This is a genomic window from Eubacteriales bacterium mix99 (genome assembly GCA_038396605.1).
Taxonomy (GTDB): domain Bacteria; phylum Bacillota; class Clostridia; order Caldicoprobacterales; family DTU083; genus UBA4874.
This window is the reverse complement of record CP121690.1, coordinates 1,984,335-2,011,056: the sequence shown is the minus strand read 5'-3', so window position 1 is coordinate 2,011,056 and position 26,722 is coordinate 1,984,335. Positions and strand designations below refer to the sequence as shown.

General features: G+C 48.8%; 20 protein-coding genes, 1 tRNA gene, 1 other RNA gene and 1 pseudogene. 7 read left to right on the top strand and 16 right to left on the bottom strand.

Going from position 1 to position 26,722, the window contains the following annotated elements; all coding sequences use genetic code 11:
- Positions 1–80: 80 nt before the first annotated feature.
- Entirely contained in the window at positions 81–1,481 is a 1,401-nt protein-coding gene (trkA, locus tag QBE55_08860) for a Trk system potassium transporter TrkA (GenBank protein ID WZL77667.1), read from the top strand.
- A complete protein-coding gene (locus QBE55_08855) occupies positions 1,432–2,889 on the top strand; it encodes a potassium transporter TrkG (protein ID WZL77666.1) in 1,458 nt (485 codons plus the stop codon). The genes trkA and QBE55_08855 overlap by 50 nt, the downstream gene beginning before the upstream one ends.
- A 32-nt stretch (positions 2,890–2,921) precedes the next feature.
- Here QBE55_08855 and QBE55_08850 read toward each other — a convergent pair whose 3' ends face one another.
- The gene (locus tag QBE55_08850) at positions 2,922–3,401 is read right to left on the bottom strand and encodes a dCMP deaminase family protein (protein WZL79906.1); all 480 of its coding nucleotides are present in this window, start codon (positions 3,399–3,401) and stop codon (positions 2,922–2,924) included.
- 283 nt (positions 3,402–3,684) lie between these two features.
- Here QBE55_08850 and QBE55_08845 point away from each other — a divergent pair, with 283 nt between their 5' ends.
- Positions 3,685–3,924 (top strand): HPr family phosphocarrier protein, encoded by a 240-nt coding sequence (locus QBE55_08845; GenBank protein ID WZL77665.1) that lies wholly within the window; start codon positions 3,685–3,687, stop codon positions 3,922–3,924.
- A 62-nt stretch (positions 3,925–3,986) separates the two neighbouring features.
- Here QBE55_08845 and rnpB read toward each other — a convergent pair.
- The 9 genes and pseudogenes from rnpB to QBE55_08800 form a co-directional block, all read right to left on the bottom strand.
- An RNA gene (gene rnpB, locus QBE55_08840) (RNase P RNA component class A) lies at positions 3,987–4,343 on the bottom strand.
- Between the two features lie 88 nt (positions 4,344–4,431).
- Positions 4,432–5,142, bottom strand: a complete 711-nt coding sequence (locus tag QBE55_08835) for a C4-type zinc ribbon domain-containing protein (protein ID WZL77664.1) — start codon at positions 5,140–5,142, stop codon at positions 4,432–4,434.
- A gap of 46 nt (positions 5,143–5,188) precedes the next feature.
- Entirely contained in the window at positions 5,189–6,007 is an 819-nt protein-coding gene (locus QBE55_08830; protein ID WZL77663.1) for a Nif3-like dinuclear metal center hexameric protein, read from the bottom strand.
- Entirely contained in the window at positions 5,992–6,693 is a 702-nt protein-coding gene (locus tag QBE55_08825) for a class I SAM-dependent methyltransferase (protein WZL77662.1), read from the bottom strand. The genes QBE55_08830 and QBE55_08825 overlap by 16 nt, the downstream gene beginning before the upstream one ends.
- Positions 6,694–6,803: 110 nt before the next feature.
- A tRNA-Ile gene (locus QBE55_08820) sits at positions 6,804–6,880 on the bottom strand.
- Between the two features lie 81 nt (positions 6,881–6,961).
- Positions 6,962–8,029 carry an RNA polymerase sigma factor RpoD gene (rpoD, locus tag QBE55_08815; GenBank protein WZL77661.1) on the bottom strand — a complete coding sequence of 356 codons (1,068 nt, stop codon included), beginning with the start codon at positions 8,027–8,029 and terminating at the stop codon, positions 6,962–6,964.
- Entirely contained in the window at positions 8,010–9,863 is a 1,854-nt protein-coding gene (dnaG, locus tag QBE55_08810; protein WZL77660.1) for a DNA primase, read from the bottom strand. Before dnaG ends, rpoD begins: the two co-directional genes overlap by 20 nt.
- 190 nt (positions 9,864–10,053) lie before the next feature.
- Positions 10,054–11,052, bottom strand: coding sequence for a deoxyguanosinetriphosphate triphosphohydrolase (locus tag QBE55_08805; GenBank protein ID WZL77659.1), 999 nt, complete (start codon positions 11,050–11,052; stop codon positions 10,054–10,056).
- 243 nt (positions 11,053–11,295) lie between these two features.
- A pseudogene (locus QBE55_08800) lies at positions 11,296–12,421 on the bottom strand (glycosyltransferase family 2 protein).
- 1,360 nt (positions 12,422–13,781) lie between these two features.
- Between QBE55_08800 and QBE55_08795 the strand changes: the two are divergent.
- A complete protein-coding gene (locus QBE55_08795) occupies positions 13,782–14,117 on the top strand; it encodes a hypothetical protein (protein WZL79905.1) in 336 nt (111 codons plus the stop codon).
- A 23-nt stretch (positions 14,118–14,140) separates the two neighbouring features.
- The gene (locus tag QBE55_08790; protein WZL77658.1) at positions 14,141–15,082 is read left to right on the top strand and encodes a hypothetical protein; all 942 of its coding nucleotides are present in this window, start codon (positions 14,141–14,143) and stop codon (positions 15,080–15,082) included.
- 92 nt (positions 15,083–15,174) lie between these two features.
- On the opposite strand, the gene QBE55_08785 is transcribed toward QBE55_08790, so the two are convergent.
- Both QBE55_08785 and QBE55_08780 read right to left on the bottom strand, forming a co-directional pair.
- A complete protein-coding gene (locus tag QBE55_08785) occupies positions 15,175–16,074 on the bottom strand; it encodes a DUF3298 domain-containing protein (GenBank protein WZL77657.1) in 900 nt (299 codons plus the stop codon).
- A gap of 23 nt (positions 16,075–16,097) precedes the next feature.
- Positions 16,098–16,598, bottom strand: coding sequence for a sigma-70 family RNA polymerase sigma factor (locus tag QBE55_08780; GenBank protein ID WZL79904.1), 501 nt, complete (start codon positions 16,596–16,598; stop codon positions 16,098–16,100).
- Positions 16,599–16,923: 325 nt separating this feature from the next.
- On the opposite strand from QBE55_08780, the gene QBE55_08775 reads away from it, so the two are divergent.
- Positions 16,924–17,625 (top strand): ABC transporter ATP-binding protein, encoded by a 702-nt coding sequence (locus QBE55_08775; protein WZL77656.1) that lies wholly within the window; start codon positions 16,924–16,926, stop codon positions 17,623–17,625.
- 4 nt (positions 17,626–17,629) lie between these two features.
- Complete coding sequence (locus QBE55_08770) at positions 17,630–21,289, top strand: FtsX-like permease family protein (protein WZL77655.1); 3,660 nt, start codon at positions 17,630–17,632, stop codon at positions 21,287–21,289.
- Positions 21,290–21,353: 64 nt separating this feature from the next.
- Here the strand turns inward: QBE55_08770 and QBE55_08765 are convergent, their stop codons facing one another.
- From QBE55_08765 to QBE55_08750, 4 genes are all read right to left on the bottom strand, one after another.
- The gene (locus tag QBE55_08765) at positions 21,354–22,433 is read right to left on the bottom strand and encodes a Gfo/Idh/MocA family oxidoreductase (protein WZL77654.1); all 1,080 of its coding nucleotides are present in this window, start codon (positions 22,431–22,433) and stop codon (positions 21,354–21,356) included.
- A 54-nt stretch (positions 22,434–22,487) separates the two neighbouring features.
- A complete protein-coding gene (locus QBE55_08760; GenBank protein ID WZL77653.1) occupies positions 22,488–24,005 on the bottom strand; it encodes a mannitol dehydrogenase family protein in 1,518 nt (505 codons plus the stop codon).
- A complete protein-coding gene (gene uxuA / locus QBE55_08755) occupies positions 23,980–25,116 on the bottom strand; it encodes a mannonate dehydratase (protein ID WZL77652.1) in 1,137 nt (378 codons plus the stop codon). The genes QBE55_08760 and uxuA overlap by 26 nt, the downstream gene beginning before the upstream one ends.
- 436 nt (positions 25,117–25,552) lie before the next feature.
- On the bottom strand, positions 25,553–26,716 hold the full coding sequence (locus QBE55_08750; GenBank protein WZL77651.1) for a Gfo/Idh/MocA family oxidoreductase: 1,164 nt from the start codon (positions 26,714–26,716) through the stop codon (positions 25,553–25,555).
- Positions 26,717–26,722: the final 6 nt, after the last annotated feature.

The following is a 26,722-nucleotide window of genomic DNA, read 5'->3' as shown; positions in this document are numbered from 1 at the left end:
TATGAAATTGCAAGGCAAAACAGCTTTTCTTCTGTTGTTTTGCTGCAAAATGACCGGGATAAGAACAAGGGGGAAATAGTATGAGGATTATTGTGATTGGTGCCGGCAAAGTCGGATATCAGATTGCCGAGGCATTGTCACGGGAAATGTTCGACGTTGTGGTCGTGGAAAAGAACGAAGACGTAATCAATAAAGTCAATGAAAACCTGGATGTGCTGACCATGCAGTCCAACGGTCTGGTCAGCAGTACCCTGAAGCAGCTGGAGATCAGCCGGAATGACATGGTCATAGCCGTTACGGAAAGTGATGAAGCAAACATGCTGGCCTGTCTTTCCGCCAAAAACCTGGGGGCCGGTACAACCGTGGCCAGGATACGGAATCCGGAATATACAAAGGACTGGGCGGTTACAAAAGAACAGCTCAGCATCGACTATATCATCAATCCCGAACGATCCACCGCCCTTGAAATCAGCCGCATGCTGACCTATTCTCCGGCAGGCGCGGTGGAGGACTTCGCGAAGGGCAAGGTGCAGATGGTATCCGTGCCCATTGACGATCCGTTGAAACTGAATCCGGTGCAGATAAAGGATCTGGACATCCCCAATGACATACTGGTTGCCGCAATCATCCGAAAGGGAGAACTGATTATCCCCAGGGGAGAAAATGTGATTCAAACGGGAGACACCATCTATATCATCGGGCAGAAGAAAGGAATCTTGAAATTCTGTAAAAGCATCGGCATCACGCCAAAGCGCATCAGTCATGTTATGATTCTTGGAGGTGGGAGAATTTCCTATTATCTGACCGAGAAACTGCTTCCGCTGGGGATCTCCGTAAAAATCATCGAAAAGGATCCGGCAAGATGCAGGATATTGTCAGAGAATCTCCCCAATGCACTGGTTATCAATGGAGACGGCACCGATCTGAGTCTTCTGAAAGCGGAAAATATCGGACAGATGGATGCCCTGGTCGCCCTGACAGGCATCGATGAGGAAAACGTTCTTTTATCCCTTCTGGCCAAACAGATGGGGGTAAAAAAAGTGATCTCCAAAGTCAGCAGGGCAAATTACATTCCCCTGGTGGAAACCATTGGTGTGGATGCGGCGATTACTCCAAGCATGATTACGGCAAGTGAGATCCTGCGGTTCATAAGAGGCGGGAAAATCGCTTCCCTGTTCCTGCTGCTGGGTGGCGAAGGAGAAGTCATGGAATGGAAAATATCATCCGGATGCGCGGCAACGGATATTTCCATACGGGATCTGGACCTGCCGTCAGATGTTCTCATTACAACCATTATCCGGAATGATAAAGTCATCATTCCTCACGGTGAAGATAAAATATACGCTGATGACCGGGTTATCGTCCTGTGTCGGTCCTCGGAAGACAATCGGGTAACAGAAATCTTCAGCGAAGCGGAAAGGAAGCGAAAAAATGAATTTTGGCATCACCTCAAAGGCACTGGGACTTCTGCTTCTGACTGAGTCCGTCTGCATGCTTCCCTCCATGGGCGTAGCTTTCTATTACGGACAGGGAGATGCAAAGGCATTGATCCTGTCCATGATCCTGACAGCGGCAGCAGGGCTTCTTCTGCTTGGGCTTTCTGCATTGCGGCCAAAGAAGGGAATCATTCGTTACAAAGAAGGATTCATGATAACCGGCCTTGGTTGGGTGCTTGCCTGCGCATTCGGAGCGTTGCCTTTTTGCTTTTCCGGATCCGTCCCCACCTACGTGGACGCTTACCTCGAAACGGTTTCCGGCTTCACCACCACCGGTTCCACAATATTGAGCAACGTGGAAGCGGTACCAAAGGGCATTTTGTTCTGGCGTTCCTTTACCCATTGGCTGGGCGGTATGGGAATTCTGGCATTCACAATGGCACTGCTTCCCTCCATAGGCAACAGGGTTGGAACCCTGCAGGTCTATAAAGCTGAAACCACCGGCCCCATAGCGGGAAAGGTAAAGCCCACAATGCGGGAAACCGCCAAAATGCTCTACCTGGCTTATGGCATCGTTACGGTGGCACAGATCATCTCCCTGCGGATAGCAGGCATGCCTATGTATGACTCTCTGGTCCATACCTTCGGGACAGTGGGCACAGGAGGATTCTCCATATACAACAAAAGCATCGGGCATTATCATAATCCGTCCTATGAATGGATCATCACGATCTTTACCTTCCTGTCCGGGGTGAATTTTTCCCTTTATTGCAATGCGTTGCACGGAAATTTCCGCAACCTGTTGAAAGACAAGGAGTTTCAGGCGTATACAGGGATTGTCATAGGTTCCATTGTAATGATTGCGATCAACATCAATGCATCTGTATTCCACGATGTCAGTGAATCCATCCGTCATGCATCTTTTCAGGTGATGACCATTATGAGTACCACCGGTTATTCCTCAACAAATTTTGATCTATGGCCGGACTTCAGCAGAATGATCCTTATGCTGCTGATGTTTATCGGTTCCTGTGCCGGCTCCACGGCAGGCGGCATCAAGGTCATCCGTTTCGTGCTTTCCTTCAAAATCATTAAAAGGGGTTTCCACCGTCTGGTTCATCCGAAAGCTGTAATGCCCATACAATTGGGCGGCCAGACTGTTCCGGAGGAAACCCTTCACGGGGTAACTTCCTTCATTGTCCTGTATCTGGTCATTTACTTCGTGGCAGTGCTGGCTTTGCTTGCACAGGGGATGGATATGATGAGCGGAACGTCTGCCGTAGCCGCCACTTTGAACAATGTCGGCCCCGGCTTCGCATCCGTTGGGCCCATGAAAAACTTCAGCAAGCTTTCCCTGTTCTCCAAGGGACTGCTGTCCGTATGCATGCTGCTGGGGCGTCTGGAGATTCATTCGCTGATGATCCTTGCGATGCCTCATTTCTGGAAAAAATAACGTCCACGGGCCGCGGCCATCCGGCCGGCCTGTCAGGCCCGGGATGGACCGGCAGCCGGGGATTCCGGAAGGTAAGAAATCGTTATCTGCTTCAAGCCGGAGGTAAAACACCGCAGTTTCACACCGGTTTGTTGCAGCATTTTTTGGGACGCCTTTACCTGATCCGAATCGGGATATTTGTTGCTCAGATAGATGACCTCCTTTATCCCGGCCTGAATCATTGCCTTGGTACATTCGTTGCAGGGAAACAGTGTCGTGTAGAGCCTGGCCCCCTCCAGAGAAGCGATTCGGTTATTTAAAATGGCATTCATCTCTGCGTGAACAACATAAGGATATTTTGTGTTCAGCGGTTCTCCGGTACGGTCCCATGGATAATCATCATCCGAACAGCCGGTGGGAAGTCCGTTGTACCCCACACTCAATATCCGATTCGTTTTGCTGTCGACAATGCAGGCTCCCACCGGAGTGGAAGGGTCCTTGCTTCTTTTGGCAGACAGCAGGGCAATCCCCATAAAATATTCGTCCCATGTGATATAATTCGTTCTCTTACTCAAAACTTCCATCTTCCTTTCCCATTTGTACAAACAAAACCCTGCATAAGGTATTTTTCAATATTATATCACGATTTTACAGCAACGGTTGATGAATTGTAAATTTTTGCTTGTTAAAAATACACGAAACAGGAGGCAAATAATTTGTTATTCGATTCCTTGAAAATGGACTATAGATGTGTCATAATACCATAAAGAGAAATATGGATTTCTCAGAAAATATTGGAAGGAGGGAAGATAAATCATGAGAGTAGAGCGAAAAGTTCGCCTGGATACGCTGAATGGCATTAAGGATTTTATTACCCTGGCAGACAAGTACCAATGTGATATCAAAGTCAAGGCCAGACACAGCATCGTGGACGGCAAAAGCATTATGGGCATTGCCTCCCTGGCACTGTACCAGCCGCTGACGGTTGTTGCAAAAGGGAAAGATGCGCAGGATTTTGCAGGACGGCTGGATCATTTTCAAAAAGAATGCCAATAAAAAAAGTACCCCACGAAATATGGGATGCTTTTTTTATTGGCATTCTTTCTTATATAAGAAAACAAGTAAGCGAAGTCGGTAAGCCGAGTTCTGTCTGATATGATCATCTGTCTAGGCCTGTCGTTGCCAACAGGCTCAAGCGGCCTTTCCCGGGACGCGGCGGGCAACCGCATCTTCTGTCCTCTATTCGGCCTTGCTCCGGATGGGGTTTACATGGCCATTCCAGTCGCCTGGATGCCGGTGGGCCCTTACCTCACCTTTCCACCCTTACGCATCAAAAGTTTCCTTTTCATGCGCGGTATCTCTCTGTTGCACTGTCCTTGGAGTCACCTCCACTGGGTATTACCCAGCACCCTGCCCTGCGGAGCTCGGACTTTCCTCGTCTGCCTCACGGCAGCCGCGATCATTTGGCTTCCTTACCTGTTCTGCCTTTGCAATCCTTTCAGACTGCAAAATTTATTTTACCATCTTTTCCGGCCTTCGTCAAAGTTAAATTCTTCCTCTTTTTCAGCCCTTATAATACAGAATTCTGCCACAATTCTCACATTCCACGATCTTTTCCCCGTTCCGCACCTTCTGTACCACTAAAGATGCCAGATTAATAAAACAGCCGCCACATTGATTATTCTCCATGACGGAGAGGACGGGAGTCTTGCTGGCCTTGATATTTCGGTATTTCGTAAGAAGAGGCGGATCAATTCCTGCTCCCAGACTGTCCCTCTTTTTCTTTACCCCGGCCCGTTCCTGCCGCATCTTCGCAACTTCCGCATCATAATCCTTTTTCACATTGATGTAATCTTTTTTAGCCCTGGCAACCTTTTCCCGGATATCGTCCAGCTTCTTCTGGAATACTTTCATCTCCTGCAGTAACTGCTTCAGGGATGCCTCCTTCTTTAAAATCTGCCCTTTCATTTCAATACCTGATTTTTCCATTGCATCCAAATCCACCATGGTGGGGGCTTCATCGGTTGACAACTTTTCCCTCTCTGTTTCCATGCTGCTGCGGATGGTATCGCATTCCTGCCGGATTTTATCGCAAAGGCTGCTTTTCCTCTGCGCTTCCCGATCCAGCCGAACCAGATAATTATCCTGTTTCACCAGATACCGCTTGAGTTTCAATAATTTTTTGCGCGAATCGGAATTCCGCTGGTCCGCGACATATTGATCCATAAGGAGATCCAAATCCTGATATTTCCATAGCATATCCAATTGTTCCATGTCTGCTTCCTCCTTCTATCTATTATGAAAAAGGAATAAGCCCTGCTTACTCCCTTAATCTTCGAAAATAAATCCCATAATCGCTGGATGGAATTACTTCCATGTTATATTGTAATGCATTGATTGAATTTTGTAAATGTTGAATTAACCGATTCATGGCTGGTCGTTCCGTTGCATAATGTCCGAAAGTGGCCAGTGCCATATCTCCGTCCAGAGTCGGCAATGCTTCGTGATATTTCACTTCCCCGGTAATAAACAGGTCCGCACCGGCCTGCCGAGCCTGTTGGATAAAGTCTCCGCCTGCTCCTGCACAGGATGCCACGGTATGAATCTCTTTTTCCGGATTCCCGATATAATCAGCCTTCCCCGCTCCCAATGCACTCCGGACCTTCCCCAGATAATGCTCCAGGGATTGCCTTTCCGACAATTTCCCGATCCGGCCGAACCCCGGCCGATCCGGGTCAAAGCCATTCCCGCTTCCTGTAAGAGGACAAACATCCTGAAGCCCCAGCAGCTCTGCCAGGGTGTCGTCTGTCCCACCCGCTGCCTTGTCAAAATTGGTGTGAGCCGAATACACTGCAATCCCTGAATACAAAAGCTGCAGAAGCAGGGAGCCTTCCGCAGTGCTGTCATTGATGGCGCTGACCGGCCGAAACAAAACCGGATGGTGACTGATGATCAAATCGGTCTGTTTCCTTTCCGCATCCCGGATTCCCTCCGCAGTCACATCCAGGGTAACCATGATTCTGCGGACCGGAGCCGTACTGCTGCCGACCAGCAACCCCACATTATCCCAGGATTCTGCCCGTTCCGGCGGTGCCAGCTTTTCCATGATCCGTATGATGTCCTTTATTTGACGTGGCAATGAGCAACCTCCTTATACTGTCTGACTTTGCCCTCCAATTCCTTCTGTCGAATCCTTGCCGCTTCGGTCTTTCCATTTTTCAAGTGCTGTATGATTTCCTCCATCGTCTGTATCCGATCCCGGATCAGCTCTCCCAGAAGAGGATGATTCTTTTCTACTAATTTCCATCCGATATCGTAATAAATATCCGCCTCGGGCCTGGTACCTGCCCGCCCCGGCGCAGCAATGAGAATCTCATAAATCCTCCTGCCTTCCTGAACCAGCTCTTCATCCGCAATCCCATATTCATTGGAAATCAACCAGCGGCGCAGCTCCTCCTGAGCCGTCATGGGCTGGAGGACCAAAACGGAAGCAGTCCGTGCAACGGCTTCCCCTTTCTCCAGTATATCGCTTATCAGCAGCCCGCCCATTCCGGTAATTATAATGGTATCGGCTTCCCATGGAGCCAGAACAGATAATCCATCTCCCAAACGGGTCTCCATACAATACTCCATGTGGTGCAGCCGAATCAGTCTTTCGGCCTTATTCAGGGAACCTGTACTGATATCTGCTGCAACGGCGTATTCGATCCGATGATCCTGAAGCAGGGCAAGCGGTACATAGCCATGATCCGTACCGATATCTGCCACCTTGTGTGATTTGGGGACGGCATCCGCAATTGCCTTCAGTCTTCCATCCAAAGCCATGGCCCTCTCCTCCTATGGAATGTATTAAAGCCCTTCTCAAACCAAAAAACACCGCTTTCAACGGTGCCTTTCGAATCAAAATTAAGCTATGGTCAAGCTATCTGGCATTATGGTGGGCCTTCAGGGACTTGAACCCCGGACCGACCGGTTATGAGCCGGTTGCTCTAACCAACTGAGCTAAAGGCCCAGACACAATAGTATTATACCAACCGGACCCACAAACGTCAATGGAAAATCCGGGACAGAAACTGCCACGGACTCACCATGTTCAATCCAGATAATCCTTTAATTTTTTACTTCTGCTGGGATGCCGAAGTTTCCGCAGCGCTTTTGCTTCAATCTGCCGGATTCTCTCCCTCGTGACATTGAATTCCTTACCCACTTCCTCCAGGGTACGGGCTCTGCCGTCATCCAGACCAAACCGAAGTCTCAACACCTTTTCTTCCCGGCTGGTCAGGGTATCCAATACTCCCATGAGCTGCTCCTTCAGCAGAGTAAAAGCAGCGGCCTCCGCCGGCGCAGGAGCTTCATCATCCGGTATGAAATCTCCCAGATGGCTGTCCTCCTCTTCCCCGATGGGGGTTTCCAGGGATACCGGTTCCTGGGCGATTTTCATGATCTCCCGCACTTTTTCCACTGAAATATCCATTTCCTGCGCAATCTCTTCCGGCAACGGCTCTCTGCCGTATTCCTGAAGAAGTTGTCTGGAGACACGAATCAGCTTGTTGATGGTCTCCACCATATGAACGGGAATGCGGATGGTCCTCGCCTGATCGGCGATGGAACGCGTAATGGCCTGACGAATCCACCAGGTGGCATAGGTGCTGAATTTGAATCCCTTGCGGTAATCAAACTTTTCCACTGCCTTGATCAATCCAAGATTGCCTTCCTGAATCAAATCCAGAAACAACATGCCCCGTCCCACGTATCTTTTCGCTATGCTGACAACCAGTCGGAGATTGGCTTCCACCAGCTTCCGCTTGGCCATCTCATCCCCCTGGCCCATTCTCTTCGCCAGTTCCACTTCCTCATCTGCAGTCAGCAGGGGAACTTTGCCTATTTCCTTCAGATACATGCGCACCGGATCATCTATATTAACCCCCTCTGGTACGGTTAAGCTCAGATCCTTTTCGGGAGCTGCCTCTTCATTCGTTTCCTCATCCACAACGTCGATGCCAAGGGATTCCAATGATTCATAAACCTTTTCAATCTGCTCCGGTTCCAGCTCGATTTCTTCCAGCATGTCCATTATTTCCTTATATGTCAAGGAGCCTTTCGACTTACCCTTCTCGATGAGTTGCTTGATGCGGCTTTTTTTAGACTCTCCGTTCTTCACGCAATTTCCTCCTTTCCAGTTTATCTGTGCTCAACCTGCGATTGAGTTGCTGCAATTCCTGCAGCAAAAGCCTGTATTTTTCCCTGTCCGGGATTCCTTCCCGTTCCAGGGCGGATATTTCATTCTGAAGCGCCCGATGTCGTTTACTCAATGTATTCCTCGCAATCTGACCCAACCAATCCGATAACATGGTATCTATGTTATCATACTCCATTTCCTGACGAAATATATCTACTAATTTTCTAACGTCCTCCCGGTCTGTTATGCGGCTCAGAATCTGCGCCTCACTGACATCCCTGCCTTTTTCCAGAAGGTTCCGCACAATATCCGCCACCTGCTGATGCAGGGGATCCTGCAAAGTAATATCCCCCAGTCCATCCAGAACCTTTCGCGCCATCACCTCACCCTGCGCCATCAGCTGTATTAAGTGTTCCTCCGCCTTGCTATATCTGGACTTCAGGATTTTTGGCTGCTTTTTTCCTATAGTATTCCTATTATTACCAACACTATTCCTATAACGACGATTTTGTTTTCCCGCAACCGCCTGTGTCCGGTTGATCTGGTCATAGATTGCCCGGGAGGAAATACCCAGCCGGGACTCCAATTCCCGCACATGGGTATCCCGTTCAATCGGATTGTCCAGTTGAGCCAATACTCCGGCTGCAGCTGTTGCGAAATCCACTTTGCCGTCTGTTGTCTCCGGATCGTACTTTTCCCGCAGCCGTCCCAGCTTATAATTCACCGCAGACTGATTTTGATCCATTAACTTTCTGAAGTACTCCGGCCCGTACTTCTTCAGGATCTCGTCCGGATCCAATCCGTCCGGAAACTGCATAACCCTGGCCCGGCAGCCTGCATCCCTCAGAATGTCCAGTGCCCGCAGGGTTGCCTTTTGTCCGGCCGTATCCCCATCATAGGCGGTATAAACTTCCGAGGCATATCGCCTCATCAGCCTGGCCTGTTCCTCCGTCAGGGAAGTCCCCAGGGAAGCCACCGCCTGCGGAAATCCAAACTGATGCAGGGTGATCACATCCATATATCCCTCCACAATGATCAGAAACTTCAAAGGCCTGGCTTTCCCGGCAAGATTCAGCCCGAAGAGATTCCTGCTCTTGTTGAAGGTAGGACTGTCGGAAGAATTCAGGTATTTGGGAAGGGAAGCATCCAGAACCCGTCCTCCAAAGCCCAACACCAATCCCTTCTGATTGATGATCGGAAACATCACACGGTTCCGGAACCGGTCATAGATCCTTCCCTTTTCCTTATTCCTGACGGTAATGCCGACATCCAGCAACTGTTTCTCCTCATATCCCCTGGACTTCAGATATTCGCGGGCACTCTCCCAGCGGTCCGGAGCATAACCCAGTCCGAAGCTTTTGATGGTCCGCATATCCAGTCCACGGGAATTCAAATAAGCCAGGGCTTCCTTTCCCTCCTCCTCGAAGAGCTTACTTCGGTAATACCTGGCACATTCCCTGTTTATTTCATAAAGCTGTTGCCGCTCTTCCCTTTCCTTCCGATAGTCCTTCGTATCCGTATTGTCCGGCAGGGGAATTCCTGCACGCTCTGCCAAATGCTCCATGGCTTCGACAAATTCCAAGTGTTCCATGGCCATGACAAAGGATACAACATTACCCCCTTCCCCACATCCAAAACAATGATATATCTGCCTTTCCGGAGATACATGAAAGGAGGCGGTTTTTTCATTATGGAACGGACAAAGCCCGAAATATCCCCTTCCACTGGGCTTCAATATCACATATTCGCTGATTACATCAACGATATCGTTTCTTGATACTACTTCATCAATCCACTCGTCAGGAAACCACGGCATAACAATCACCTGTTTCTCTAGTATATATGTTCGCCAAAACCGCAAATTTTCCTTCTTTGTTTTTAATTTTCCCCCCATTTTGTATGAAAGGCACTCAAAAAAGCCTGTTCAGGCGTCAGGAACCCCATCCAAACTATTATAATTCGACGTGATATCCAATATTCCTGCAAATATCATAGGAATATCATTTCTATAACTGTTTCCAGGAAGATGGCACAAACAGCTCACGGAATGTCCGGATGGCATAGTTATCCGTCATTCCTGCGATATAGTCACAGACTGCCTGATCCTCCCCATACACTGATATCTGCCTGATATATTCCCCGGGCATCTGACGGGGGTGATCCATGAAATAGCGAAACAGCTCCCTGAGCACGTACATCGCCTTCTTTTCCTCCGCCTTGGCATCAGAGGTGATATAGACCCGGCGGAACATAAAATCCCTCAGTGCTTCCGTAGCTTGTCCGACCGATTCACTCATACCGATCCGTTTCTGCTCCATGCTGTGATAAATGACGTCCTTTACCATGGTGTCGATCCGCGCTGGATGGGAGTCCCCCAAAATCGCAATGCTGTCTTTTGGAAGCTCCTCCCTGGAAATGATTTTTGCCCGGATTGCATCATCTATGTCATGATTGATGTAGGCAATCCGGTCACTCAGGGCAACGATCTGTCCTTCCAGGGTAGCCGGGACTCCCGGGCCCGTATGATTCACGATGCCGTCCCGAACCTCCTGAGTAAGGTTCAGCCCTTTCCCGTTTTCCAGGATATCCACAACCCGCAGGCTATGGATATTATGATGGAACCCGTTGGAAGACACACTGTTCAGCAGACGTTCCCCCGTATGACCAAAAGGAGTATGCCCCAGGTCGTGACCCAGGGAAATGGCCTCCGTCAGATCCTCATTCAAACGTAACGAACGGGCAATGGTGCGGGCAATCTGAGAGACCTCAAGGGTATGGGTCAGCCTGGTGCGGTAATGATCCCCTTCCGGAGAAATAAAAACCTGCGTCTTATGCTTGAGACGACGAAAGGATTTGCAATGCAGGATCCTGTCCCGGTCCCTCTGAAATTCCGTGCGGATTTCACAGCTCTCACAGGGGTGCAGACGTCCTTTGCTTTTGCTGCTTTTCGCTGCCAGAGGGGAAAGGATCTCCTCTTCCAACTTCTCCAACTCTTCCCGAATCATGCCTGTCCCTCCCTATTATCCACTGTCCATGCCCTCGGACCTCGGGCATTCCGGCTTTCTGCCCTCATTCCCGTCCCCTGGAAATGTCCAGTGACTTCCGGTTTCCGTCTTCCGGTTTCCAACTTCAAGCTCCAACCTCCGACTTCCAATATATATATACCACATTTATTGGCATTTTCCTTCTTCAGGCAAAGGAATAGCATATAGCTGTTCTTCAAGCGAAACCCACCCGCAATTTTTCTTTCATCCAACCGGCTCATTCGGCAAATCTGTTCCACCCTGCTCCTCCGGAATTTCTTCTTCGAGAAAAGCCTTCAGGTAATTCCGGTTCTCTAATGCCCGTTCATCTCCGGGCCGATACTTCAGCACAATTTCATTATGGAGATGGGCCAGCCGGTACTTGCCGGCACGACTATAACAGACACACAGCTGAAGGTGCGGAAGCCATGTGGAATAAACCGGATTATAAAAACCGGAGGAATCTTCCGGCTGCTTCAGCATAGTGGCAAGATTATACCAAAAAACTGCCGCGGAAAGATTGTTGTCCTCCATAAAGCGGTATCCAAGACGGCAGCAGAATTCAGACCGTGCACTGTCGTAGCGGAAAGAACGCAGGATTGCATCCATTTCCTGCTCTGCATCGTCCAGAAAATGATAGCAGTCCGCCAGTTTTCCACAGGCAGAAACATTATCTTCCACCCATCCCTTTCCATCAAGCAGAAATTTTTTGTAAAAGGAAGCGGCCTTCTGATATTGCTTATGGTCATACAGCTCATTGGCATAATAATAGACATCCCTGGGTGAGAATATCTCTCCGCCCGCCAGCCGTTTTTCATATATTTTCAGATTTCGGTCGCTGTCATGATGAAGACTTTTATGGGTAACCGCAATGTCACTGTGATAAATATTTCCCAAAACTTCAAGATATTCATGAACTGCGCCGATCCACCGAAATCGATTTGCCCTTTTTACCAGGCGGTTGCGACGCAGGCGAAAGGACACATTCCCCATACTCATCAAAGGCAAGATGATATTCCATAGTTACCGAATCCACGGACGGGTCCAGACTTTTCTTTAAGACGGCAAATTTCATGCGATCCTTTTCTTCCAGAACATCGTCGGCATCCAACCAGAAAATATACTCCATGGTGGCCTTCTCAAAGGCCGCATTCCGGGCGGCCGCAAAATCATCGATCCATTGAAAATCATGGACATTTTCCGTAAACCGGCCTGCAACTGCCTTGGTATCATCGGTGGAACCGGTGTCCAGAATGATCATCTCATCCATCAGATCCGATACGGATTCCAGACAGCGTGCCAATACGTCCTCTTCATTTTTGACAATCATACATAAACTGACAGTAATCATTGTATATGCTCCTTCTTTTTTCCCTCTGACATTTTTGATCCTCATTATATATATATTCCAATTTGAGGGATCCGAGCCTTTCCAGCATTGGTTTTGGACATATCTCGGAAAAGGGAGGCAGCATTACGGAAGGACAAAAGCGTAATGAAAGGGCAAAGGGTCTGCCATTTCAATCCCACTCGGTCGCAAATATCAAAATACATTATGGATTTGCTGTCTTTCTCACTTTCCCAATATGATTATGAAATACTGCCGTAAATAATCCGGGAATGCTGTTATTTCCTTTTTATAAATCGGTTCCGACTTAATAATCAATGGCTGAAAAAAAGAACAATTATATGCGCATTCACATATTATAAGATATACTGCAGTATATAATATTTTGCTGTCTTTGCTTATGATGAGCGAAATCAATATTTGTATTGCGCGTTAATAAAAAGGAGGTTTTTGATACTATGTCACAGCCTACTTTCCCAACGGAGAGCCCTATGTCAAGAGAGGATGCCATAAGCCTAATCCTTACTTCCATTGCCATGGAGGAACTGGGATTAAGCCATGTTATCAATGCAGAGGGCGAGAAGCTGCAATATGTAATTGGTACGATTCCGGGGGTTACTGGCCCGCCGGCCACAGTCGATGATGTGCTTGCAGTGAATGAGAGCATTCGGGATGTACTGAACAGTACTGTTCAAAATCAGATGTTTCTCAATACAAAAATGCAAAACGCTTTGAGTTCATCCGTTTTACAAGGGCCCACCGGCCCGACTGGGGCTACCGGCGCAACTGGAGCAACTGGCGAAGCCGGGCCTACCGGCGAAGCTGGACCTACCGGCGCAACTGGAGCTACTGGTGAAGCCGGACCCACCGGCGCAACCGGAGCTACTGGCGAAGCCGGACCCACCGGCGCAACCGGAGCAACTGGCGAAGCTGGACCCACCGGCGCAACCGGAGCAACCGGCGAAGCTGGACCCACCGGCGCAACCGGAGCTACTGGCGAAGCCGGACCTACCGGCGCAACTGGAGCTACTGGCGAAGCTGGACCTACTGGTGAAGCCGGGCCTACTGGCGAAGCCGGATCTACCGGAGCTACTGGCGAAGCCGGGCCCACCGGCGCACTGGAGCAACTGGCGAAGCTGGACCCACCGGCGCAACTGGAGCAACCGGCGAAGCCGGGCCCACCGGCGCAACTGGAGCAACCGGCGAAGCCGGGCCCACCGGCGCAACTGGAGCAACCGGCGAAGCCGGGCCCACCGGCGCAACCGGAGCTACTGGCGCAACCGGACCGAATATAACGGCTACTGCCGCTTTTGCTGCAAATACCAGCGGCACAAATCTGTCTGTTATTATCGCCGGTACCCCCATACCGCTTCCGAACAGTCAGATCCTTTCTCCGGACATTATGGTAAATGCCTCGAATACGGTATTTACCGTCCAGACCGCAGGGCGCTATCGAATTTCCTATCATGTTAACACGACCGCTTCAGTGGCCTTAAGTACAAGACTTCTGATAGATGGAACTCCCAATACGGCTTCCACTATTACGCCGTTACTGAACCTGTCAAGTTTTTCCAATGAAATTCTGGTGGATTTGAACGCAGGATCGACTATAACCCTTCAATTGTTTGGCCTGTTGGGTTTGGTAGTTCTGCTGGGAGGGTCTGCAGGAGCTTCTCTTTCGATTATTCGGCTCAGTTGACTCGGCCGTAGGAGGGATTGAATATGTCCATGCCAAATATCCCCAATATTAAACCTGATATTGATATCAGCAGGGAAGATGCCCTGAATATGCTTCTGGCCTCCATTGCTCTGGAAGAGATGGGGTTGGCTCATATCATCAATGCAGAAGGCGAAAAAATCCAGTATGTGTTGAATTCCAAACTTCCCAAGTCTCCTTCTGTCGCTGAGGTCAGGGAAGTAAATGCGGGTGTTGAGAAAATCATACGGGAAGCCATGAAACTGCAGATGCTTCTGCAGGAAAAGCTTGAAAGCGTGTTGGACCGGATTCCCGTAGCTCCCGGTCCGCCGTGCCCCAGGCCGCCATGCACGCCTGAAAAGCCATGCCCCAGGCCGCCGTGCCCGCCTGAAAAGCCGTGCCCCAGGCCGCCGTGCCCGCCTCACAAGCCGTGCCCCAGGCCGCCGTGCCCGCCTCACAAGCCATGTCGGCCCGAAAAGCCATGCCCCCCGCCTCCCAAACCTGAATGCGGAACGGAGTGTACCCTAAAAGGGAGCGGAAAGGGAACGGTGAACAATGCATCGGATTGTTTCCATTGCGGCACTGCCTTCCTGGAGGCCGGTTCCTGCCCGCTGCAGGCCAAATGCGGCAAACTTACCCTGAAGTATACCCTACGAACAGAAAAAGATGATCACGCCATTCCAACGGTTTTCGTGTCTGTACCGGGAAACATCGAAGTCCATTGCCCAAAATTCATTCAACCTTGTCCGCTGCTTGAAAACCCCAATATGCTGACCGTCCGGGGACGAGGGCTAATAAAGCAAAAAGCAGGGCAATGCAGCGTCTCTTTCAGTCTTACCGCCTGGGATTTCGGATACACCATAAAGTTTCGCATGAAAATTGATTCATCGGATCCGGGATTCCATCATGACAGCGGAATTGTTGCTGTTTCCGCAGGGGATCTGGCGATTGTGAATTACTTCCATTAAAAAGGAGGATCCCTTCCTGTTAACAGGAAGGGATCCTCCTTTTCCATGACTTTGCTGTGAGTAACTGTTTGCTTCTTCCCTTATTCTGTTTCTTATTTGATATACTCGTCGCTGACCAATATCCTTGAAAGGATATCCGTCGGGATTTCAAATTCCACGGTACCCATATAACCGGGAGCAACTTCGTATTTGTCAAAGGAAATAATCAGCTTTCCTTCTGCAGTAATATAGAAGTTCTGATCTGCGGTAATGCTCTGGAAGCCTTCAAAGTCATTATTGATTCCTTCCACCCAATAAATCTTGTCCGGATCCTTCTTATTCTGCTCCGTCATCTGCTTTTTGATATTGTCGCTGATGACGCCCACATAACTGTCATCCCTGAACAGACTCGGCAAAGTGATCAGAATCTCCTTTTCCTTATCAATGGTATCATATTTCATCACAGTGGAGGAGGAACCGACCGTATTCACGACATACCGGGCAACCGAAAGAATTCTGTCGGTATCGGTCAAAATGGTATATCCACTGTCCACTCCCATATGTCCGTCCGTATTGCTTTTTTTCATCTCTTTCATATCTGCCATAAAGTCTTCATACAGGTTTTTGTTTTCTTTCAGGTACTTCTCGTTCAATGTATGCTCCAGATCCTTGTTTTTCAGGCCCTGAATGGAAGGAACCTTAATATCCGCATGATACTTGCCTTCGTCCACCGTATAGTTCCGGAAATTCAATACCTCCACGACACGATGGAGAGCCGGTACCCTGGACAATTTTGCTGCAAATGCCGGACTGCCATTGATCCCCGCTGTCAGAACGCCAACACAAATAATCAGGAAAGCAGCAGCAATACCGATTTCTTTCCACATCCTTTTTCTCCTCACTTTACCTTTTCTCCTTTTCTCCAATGCAATTTTTACGCGTGCATCCAATTCCTTTGGAATTGGGATCTCCATATATTCCTTTTTTAAACGATCCAGGCTGTTTCGTTCCATAGGAAACCTCCTTATTCTTTTCATTAGACTTCCGTGCCATTATCCCTCAGAGTCAGACGGAGCCTATTCAGAGAAGTATACAAACGGGTCTTTATCGTATTGGCATTCTCATCAAGGACTTCTGCAATCTCCTCAATTTTCAGGTCTTCAAAAAACCTCAATACGATGACGATACGATATTTTTCAGGCAATTGATCCAAGGCATTTTTCAGATCAAAATCTTCGTATCGGTCAGCTTCTCCTGAATCCAGTCTGGTCAATACCTCATCTTCCACCGGATAGGACCTTTTTCGCTTCCGCAAAAAATCCAGGGAAGCATTTACTACAATCCGGTAAAACCATGTCTTCATGGAATGCGGATCTTTCAGGGAACCCACGGATAAAAATGCCTTGTAAATGGATTCCTGTACAATGTCCAGGGCATCGTCCGCATTCCGGACATAGCTGTAGGCCAGCCGGTAGTAGCGCTCCTTGTATTGTGTCACATGGTCTGCGATCTCCTCTTCGAGACGGTCTCTTTTCATTGGCGCCAAACTGCCCCTCCTTACTCTTGTTGGATACGTATCCTTTTCCTGTATCTGTTTCGCTTTACATTCAATAGACGGCTGCCGGCGGCAGAAAGTTTTCCGTTCAAAAACAATTACAAAACATATTCCTTTATTTTGGACCCAAAAAATAAAATTATGTCAAACCGTGCCTGTTTGTTTACAGTTTCGTAATCATTCCGGGTTGAAAAAGCAATGCTACGTCTATTATAATAGGTTGAAAGAGAAGGCAAACATTACAGAGAATCTTTTCAGGAAATTTTGGAAAGATACACTTGCTTTGAACTGTAAAAAAGGAGACCATATGGCATATATTGTATTTCGCAACGTTGTGAAGGAATACGCCACCGGTGAGGTGGCGATCCGTGCATTGGATGATGCAAACTTTGAGATCAATAAAGGCAAGCTGGCGGTCATTTTGGGAGCTTCCGGAGCTGGAAAGACCACGGCATTGAATCTGTTGGGCGGCATGGACACCGTGACTTCCGGCGATGTCATCGTAGACGGCAAATATATTTCCAAATACGACCACAAACAATTGATCGGCTATCGCCGTACGGACATTGGATTTGTATTTCAGTTCTACAACCTGGTGCCGAATCTGACGGCGCTGGAAAACGTGGAACTGGCAGCGCAGATTTGTCCCAACTCGCTGGATGCAGCTGAGACACTGAACAAAGTAGGACTGGCAGAGAGAAAAAATAATTTCCCCGCACAGCTTTCCGGCGGAGAGCAACAGCGTGTTTCCATTGCACGAGCCCTTGCAAAGAACCCAAAACTGCTTTTGTGCGACGAACCCACCGGCGCACTGGATTACAATACCGGCAAACAGATTTTGCAGCTTTTGCAGGATACCTGCCGCAGGGAGAACATCACCATACTCATCATCACACACAACTCCTCCCTGGCAGCCATGGCCGACCGGGTCATCCATTTTAAAAACGGGAAGGCAGTCGATACCGTGCAAAATGAGCATCCTGTCCCGATCTCGCAAATTGAATGGTGATCCTATGAGTAAAACATATTATAAGGATATCGGGCGCTCCATCCAAAAGGGATGGAAACGGCTATTTTCCATTCTCATCATTACGGCGCTGGGGGTTACCATGCTGACCGGACTGTATGCCTCCTGTGCGGACATGTATCATTCCGCGGACCGGTTCTTTGACCGGCAGAATCTGTTTGACATCCGGATTGTATCCACGCTGGGACTGACACAGGAGGATGTGGATACCCTTTCTCGGCTGAAAGCCGTAAAGGCTGCGGAAGGCGGTTACAGTGAAACCGTTCATACGGAAACTGCCGGAGTGCAAAAAACGGCGGACATGTCGGTGCTGAGCCGCACAGGCCTGAACAAGCCTTATCTGCTGGACGGCAGGATGCCGGCAAAAAAAGGGGAAATCGCCGTTACACAAAAATATCTGGAGGAAAGCGGCTGCTCTGTGGGCGATCCGCTGACCATTACAGAAACCATTACAGAAGATGAAAAAGTAAATGGAGAAAGCGAATCCAACCCTTCCGAAAAGAACGGAAACGATGTGAAAGATTCCTCAAAGGAGAGCAGCGATCCGGATGCGGACATTGATTTGGATGATATGAAAACGGAACTGGAGGAAACAGAGTCTCCCACCTTTGCCAATACGACATATACCATTACCGGCGTGGTATTGGATCCCATGAATATTCAGAGCAGCGATGGCATGAGCACCCTCTTTCGTTCCACTGCCTCCAGTGATTATACCTTTTTTATCACAGAGGAGGATGCCGACTTTGATGTGTTCACTGCCGTATATCTTACCCTGGACGGAACGCAGGAACTGAACTCCTATTCCGATGAATATGATGATAAGGTGCAGTCCGTCATAGCGAATATTGAAAGCCGGATCAAAAAACAGCGGGAAAAAGCACGTTATGATTCGGTCATGCAGGAAGCCCGCAAAAAGGTTCAGGATGCTGAAAATACCGCAAATGAAAAATTTACGGAAGCAGGCAGAAAATTTGCCGACGCATGGGAGGATATCGACAAAGCCAGGCAGGAACTGGCCGATGGAGAGATCACGCTCACCCATGAGCAAAAAAACGCAGACAAGCAAATGGCAGAAGCCCGGACAAAGTTGGAAAATTCCAGACAGAAACTGTCCGAAGGCGAAAAACAACTGACGGCCGGTGAGACACAGCTGAACGAAAAAGCAGAAGAATTGGAGCAGAACGAACAGCGTCTGGCAAAAGAACGGCAAGAGGCGGATGATCAATTTACCACTGCGGAAGATACTTTCCAAAAAGAGCAGGACAAGCTGAATGCAAATCGCCGTCCGCTGGAGGAAGGTACCAAACAACTTAAAGGCATCTTTGGCGAAGCATGGCCGGGAAAGGAATGGAATGCACTGGTCCGCGCTGCTGCCGATCTGGCAGCAAAGGGTGCAGACGAAAATGCCGTTGCAAAGGGCACTGCTGCTGAAAGTGCTGCCCTTGCCAAAGCATTCCTCAAACTTCAGAATCCAGTGAATGATCCTTACCCGGAAACGGCAGATACACAGGATGGCCCCCAAATACAGGATCCGGATAATCCGGACGGTGCGGATTCCCTGCCTGAAACCGGTGTACAGACTGCCCTGGGGCTGGGAATGGTCACCGGCGGCCAGCAACTGCTGGATGCAAAAAAAAACAGCTTTGAAGAGCAGAAGACCGCCGCTAAGCGGCAGATGTCTGAAGCCGGGGACAGGCTGAACGAAGGAAAAGCACAGATCGCAGCCGCACGCCAGGAGCTCAAATCCCATCGGACAGAGCTGGAAACCGGAAGGGCAGAACTGGCCAAAGCAGAAAAAAAGCTGAATGCAGAGGAAACCCGGGCAAGGAAAAAAATAACGGATGCCCGGGAAGATATCTCCGAGGGAAAAACGGAGCTTTCCAAAGGCCAACAGGAGCTGACGGAACAGGAAAAGGAATATGCAGAAAAAAAGGAGGATGCTAAAAGAAAGCTGAACGATGCATACGCCAAACTGGATGATATTGAACTGACACAATGGTATGTTCAGGATCGTACCATGCTGGACAGTTATTTCGGTCTGGATAACGATTTATCCTCCATTGAAACTGTGGGCCATTTCTTTCCTGCTATCTTCCTGCTCGTGGCAATTCTCATGAGCCTGACCACGATGACCCGGATGGTGGAAGAAGAACGGGGTATGATCGGAACCTACAAGGCACTGGGCTTTGCTGGAGGCGCCATTTACCGGAAATATCTCCTGTTTGCTTTTTGTGCCTGCCTGCTGGGCGGCATTGTGGGAGATATCGGCGGCTTTATCCTGCTGCCCAAATTCATAGCGGTGATTCTGAAAGAGCTTTATACGATTCCTCATTATTATCTGCAATTTGATCTTCTTTATGGTATCGGCGGGGTACTGTTGTTTATGGCAGCCATTGTAGGTGCCACTGCCCTGGCCTGCCATAGTGAGCTGAAACATATGCCGGCGGCTCTTCTGCGCCCCAAGGCACCCCGTGCAGGTTCCCGCATATTTCTGGAGCATATCTCCGCCTTCTGGAGCCGTCTGAAGTTTTTGAACAAGGTGACCCTTCGCAATCTGTTCCGATATAAAAAGCGCCTGTTTATGACAGTGGGAGGAATCATGGGCTGTACCGCCCTGCTGGTCTGCGGCTTTGCCATTAAGGATTCCATTGCCGATCTGGGTCCGAAACAGTACGACCGGATTTATCAGTATGATCTGATGACTGTTTTTGACGAAAAGGATCAGGATGAAATGGCCCGCCATCTGGCATCGGACAAAAATGTCGGGGATTATATGGAGCTGCGGATTGACAGCATGAAGCTCATCAATGCCAAGGGAGAAGCCGAAAAGGTGCAGCTGATGGCTCTTCCCGATGATAGTCCCATAAAGGATTATATTCGTCTGGAAAGCCCGGAAGGAAAGATTCTGTATCCAAAAGACAATGGTGTGCTGATCACACAAAGCGCAAAAAACATCCTTGGCCTTAAGACCGGAAATTCCGTTTCCCTGCAGAACATGGAGCTTGAGCAGCAGGAAACCAAGGTAGCCGGTATCGTGAAAAACTATCTGGGCAACAACGTCTATATGACGCAGAAGCAATATGAATCTCTTTTCGGAGACTATGAAGCAAACGGCGTGCTGGCACACCTGACGGATGCCTGCACCGATCCAGGTGCCTACGCGGAGGAGCTTCAGGATAACGATGCCGTTCTTTCCGCTGTCAGTACAGCCAAGCTGAAGGAAGAATTCGGCTTTGACCTGATTGATGCCGTTGTACTTCTGTTTATCGTCATGGCAGGGGGTCTTGCCCTGGTGGTCCTGTTTACCCTGTCCAATACAAATATCTCGGAGCGTACCAGAGAACTGGCTACCATAAAAGTGCTCGGCTTTTATGACAAGGAAGTCTACCAGTATGTCAACAGGGAAACGCTGATCCTGACCCTGGCAGGAATTCTCCTCGGTCTGCCGCTGGGACGCTTTATCAGTGGCTTTCTGACCACCGTACTCAATATGCCGTCCATCTATTTTGCCGTGCATATTGAGCCTGTCAGCTATCTTATTACCGCATCAATCACATTCCTTTTCGCCATATTGATCAACTGGTTCACCAACCGTACACTGGACCGTATCGATATGGTGGAAGCAATGAAAAGCGCTGAATAAAAAAAGACCCGGAAACGGGCCTTTTTTGATTTGCTTATATACCTGTAAAACTTAATGGAATTTCCTACCGGACTTTCCTTGCCAGCATCTGTGCCTTCACGGACAGCTCCGCTGCCTTTAGGGCATGTTCCTGCGTCATAGCATTCTCTGTCCGGTGGATGCAGTCCAGAATCAGCTGACCAAAGTAAGGGAACCCGGTCTTTCCCGTTGCATTGATATAGTGCTCTCCGTCTTTGTCCACGAGAAACACATGATTGCCGGTCTTCTCCCTGGCTACATTTACATTCTTTCTCAATTCAATATAGCCTTCTGTTCCCAGAATAAAAGTTCGTCCGTCGCCCCAGGAAGAAAGTCCATCCGGTGTAAACCAGTCCACCCGGAAATATCCCATGGCACCGTTGTCTCCCACCAGGGTCGCATCCCCGAAGTCATCCAGCTCCGGATATTCCGGATGATTGTAGTTTCCAATCTCACTGTTCACCACGGTGGCATCCCCGGCTCCTGTATAATACAAAAACTGCTCAATCTGATGACTTCCGATATCGCACAGGATTCCACCGTAATATTTCTTCCGGAAAAACCAGTCCGGCCGGGAGGGTGCGTTCAGACGGTGAGGACCCATCCCCAGGACCTGAATCACTTTGCCAATGGCTCCCTTTTGAATCAGTCCTCCTGCATATACGGCGCTTTCCGATTGCAGACGTTCGCTGTAGCTGACCATATATTTTTTCCCGGTTTCACGAATGGCCTGCTTTACCGTCTCCAACTGCTCCAGCGTGGTCAGAGGCGCTTTGTCCACAAAATAGTCCTTTCCGGATTTCATGACGCGGATACCCAGTGCCGCACGCTCCGACGTCACACACGCCGCCGCCACCAGCTGAACCTCCGGATCGTCCAGCACCTGCTCTTCTCTTTCTGCTACCCGGACACCAGTCGCTTCATAGGCCTTCCGAAAGGATTCCGCCTTTTTCGGATCCGGATCATAAACCCACTTCAATGTGGCTCCGGCTTCCAACAGACCATTGGTCATTCCCCGGATATGCCCATGATCCAGTCCTATTGCAGCAAAAACAAATTCACCCTTTTTGACCACCGGGTTTGGCTTTCCCTTTGGCGCATAATTCATTCCATCCCTTTGATCCATGATGTTGCTCCTTCCCTGGTTCCATGATTACCCTCTCAAACTTTATCTTTTCTCTCAACTGCAGTACTTCTGCAGTGTTCTGCGCACCGCTCCGGGACCTTCCAGCATCTCCGCGAACATTCCCTTCACCTTTGTGGCCATTCCGCAGGAAAACAGATCAATTGAAAAGATACTCTGATCACGGAGTATGGTGTCGATTCCTTTCTCATCCACGGGGTGCTGTCCCGGCCGGATGCCTCCAAGCAGCCCGGCAAGCTCTTCCATCCGCGGGTCCGGACTCAAATCCATATGATTTCCCTTATCGTCCACACCCAGAAGGTATCGGAGCCAGCCTGCAAATACAAGAGGGATCATTGTCAGATCGCCCAGGCTGAGATCGGGACTGGATACGTAGGAACGAAGCGTCTGCCCGTATCGGACGGGAATTTTCTGCGATGTATCCGTCGCAATTCTCTGCGGAGTATCCGGCATAAATGGATTGGGGAACCGTTTTGTCAGTACGTCCTTCAAAAAATCCTCCGGACGGATAATGCCGGGATCGATCACCACAGGCATTCCTTCCTTTTCCCCCAGTTCCCATACCAGCTTCTTCAGCTCGTTATCGCTCATTTCCTCATGGATGGTCTGATATCCCAGCAGGCATCCGAAAACTGCCAGAGCCGTATGAAGCGGATTCAGGCAGGTCCCGACCTTCATTTTTTCAAACCGGTCAACGGTATCCCGGTCGGCAAACCAAATGCCGGCTGCTTCCAGCTGGGGTCTCCCGTTTGGAAAGGTGTCCTCTATGACAAGATACTCTGTCTCTTCTGAATTGACAAACGGAGCAGTATAGGTATGACGCTCTGTGATAATCTGCTCGGTATCCTCGAATCCGTCCTGTTCCAGCAGCTTCTTTACAGAAGCGTCGGGACGGGGTGTGATTTTATCTATGGCGGTCCACGGGAAGGTTATCCTTTCCGGATCGGACAGATACTCCAGGAAGCCTTCCTCTGCTCTGCCTTCCGCCACCAGATCCCTGGCATGCTTTTTCACCGCGTTGGAGAGAATCTCCCCGTTTCGGGCACAGTTGTCCATACTGACCAGGGCAAGGGGCCACGCTCCGTTTTGATATCTTTCCAGACAAAATTCTGCGATTCTGCGCATCAGCGGGCCGGCGTATCCCTTTTCCGTTATGGTAAAGCTGACCATCTGAACGGACGGCTCCCGGAACAAAGCCAGCATTCTGTCCGTTTCAATCACAGCCTCCATAACGCTTCCCACTACCTTTTTGCCCACGGTTCCATCCGCCTTCAGCGTAACCAGAAGGCTCAGGGAATCGTAAGGCACATAGGCACGCCGGACGAGCTCCGGATCGAAGTCCTCACAGACGATAATGCCCCGGTCTGTCCGTCCCTGTTCCAACAAAGTATCCATGGCCGATGCCATAAACGCCCGAAAAATGTTCCCTGCCCCGAAGTGAACCCAAACAGGTGCTTTCCGGGTTTGAGCCTTTGCCGCCTGCCTGTCATAGGTTGGAATGACATAGTCCCTCTTCCACTCCTCACGTTTACTCCAGGCTTCTGTCAATTTCATAAGCTTCTCCTCCGTCCAACTTATTTCTGTTGCATGTTTCCAATGAACCCTTATGAACAGCTTCCCACAAACCAAGGAGATAGGTAATACCCATGGACCGATCATACAGACCATACCCCGGTCTTGCCTTCTCTCCCCATACCATTCGGCCATGATCCGGCCGGATATATCCATCAAAACCATTGTCATGAAATGCTTTCACAACACGATACATATCAAGATCTCCGCATGAACTCAGATGAGCAGTTTCCATGAAGACCTTGTTATCCAGATGTTTGACATTGCGGATATGAGCAAAATGTACCCGCCCGCCGGACACAGACTCTTTTATCATTGAAGGTATATCATTCTCCATATCTGCCCCCAGCGAACCGGTACAAAACGTCAGGCCATTATACGGACTGGAATTTAAATTCAGAAACCTGCGAATGCTCTCCGCATTCCGGATTACCTTAGGAAGACCATATAGTGAAAATGGCGGGTCATCCGGATGAATGGCCATTTTTATATCAAGTTTCTCTGCATATGGAATGACGGCGTCCAGAAAATACTTCAGGTTTTTCCAATACTCTTCTTCGGACATATTCTGATAAAAGTCAATATCCTCTGCCATCGCTTTTAACCTCTCCGGTTCCCAACCAGGAAGGGTATAGCCTTCTGACCTGGCAAACATCTCTTTTGCGATCCGGGACGGATTCATCTGAAGGACATCCTCATGGTTATAGTACATTACCGTGCTGCCATCTTTCAAAGGAAAAGCAAGATTGCTTCTTACCCAATCCATCACAGGCATAAAATTATAACAGAGACATTTTACCCCGATCTCCGAAAGGTTTTGAAGTGTATGAATATAGTTTTCAATATATCGGTCCCTTGTCGGCAATCCCTTCTTGATATCTTCATGAATGTTGACGCTTTCAATCACTTCCATTTCAAGCCCTGCAGAATTGATCTTCTTTTTCAAATCTTTAAGACGTTCCAGAGGCCAGACTTCTCCTGCCGGTATGTCGGACAGCATCGTCGCTATGCCGCTTACTCCCGGAATCTGACGAATCTGATCCAGTGTAACGCTGTCGTCCCCTCCGGGGAACCAGCGAAAAATCATCTTCATATGGATTCTCTCCCTTGTCTCAAACCCAGGCCGATACTCGCCATAAGGCTGTCCAAAAGTTTCCTCCTTTTTCTCAATTCCAATTTAACAGATCAAAATAAAAAACTTCTATACTCTATCCAGGATCCTATCTTAATGTTTCTTAATATACACTGTCACAAGACATAACGATCCAACTCCAAAAAGCAGAAGATAAAGAAAAAGTTTCTTACATAATTATACCGTGATCCCTTCCGGGTGTCAAAAATCTAAATTTCCTGGTATATGTCAGGAACCGTGAAAAAATTAAGCACTAACACCATTGAAATCCATAAAGTAAGCGCAACCCAGACGAGCCGCCTATTTTAGTGCTTGATAAAACAAAAAACACCAAATATTATCAAAGCTGGCAATAGAAGCAGATACGGAAATATTTACTTCGTATATAGCGGAATCCCTATTTATAATTACCAATATTTATTTCGTTCGTTGTGAAATTCTTAAGATTCGTTGTCTTCTCATGAAAATGAATCGCATTTTTCTGTATCCCCTCTGCAGAATAGAACGCGTCCTCTTTGTGAATCGGCAAACGAATGGTCCGTTTTTCAAATCCAGCCTTATAAACAGCAGTTATCAGCTCCACAGTTCTCCTTCCGTCTTCTCCCGTGATAAGAGGCCTTTGCCCATTTTCAACTGCCGACAGCATATTCTCTATTTCTCCGACATGTCCCTCGTATTTTAAAGAAGGAATTGCTTCATATTCCGCGTTTATTTTATCCGTAAGTTTTGGATTGCTTACTCCAAAACCGTTTTCCATGGACACCGATGCAATACATGACCAAGGCGCTGAAATTTTTGCTTTTTCGCACTGCAGCACAATTCCCTGTTCCTCCCCATGATGCACAACAGAGCTCGTTACCTGGGCTACAGAGCCATCCGCATATCGCAGCGCCGCAAATGACAGATCTTCCACCTCTGCATTGTCATGCATGACATTTGCCAGCATGGAGGAAACTTCGACCGGCAATGCGCCCTGGATCCAATTCAACATATCAATATGGTGCACGGCATGATTCAGGGTCGGCCCGCCGCCTTCCTTTTCCCAGGTTCCTCGCCACCAGAGATCGTAATAACTATGACCGCGCCACCAGAGGGAGTTCACGTGCACACAACGTACTTTCCCGGCGATTCCGCTATCCGCTATTTTTTTCAATCTCCAGATAGTATCCCGGAACCGGTTTTGTGCTATGATACCCATCGTTACGCCGTTCCGTTTTTCTGCGGCAAGCATCTCGTCGCACTCTTTCAATCCCGGTGACATGGGCTTCTCCACCAGAACATGCTTGCCTGCGTCCATACTATGGATTGCAATTTCCGCATGACTTGACGGCGGGGTACAGATATGCACCAGATCAATCTTTGCATCGGAAGCAAGCATTTCTTCATGATCCCGGAATACTCTTACATCCTGCAACCCAAACTTCTTTTTTGCAGCCTCCGCCTTCTCCGGGCATATATCACATAAGGCCGCAATCCTGCACCGATCAGGAAATTTCAAAATCCCCGGAATATGTGCTCCCTGTGCGATCGCACCAACACCTGCCACTGCTATATAAATCATTTTTAA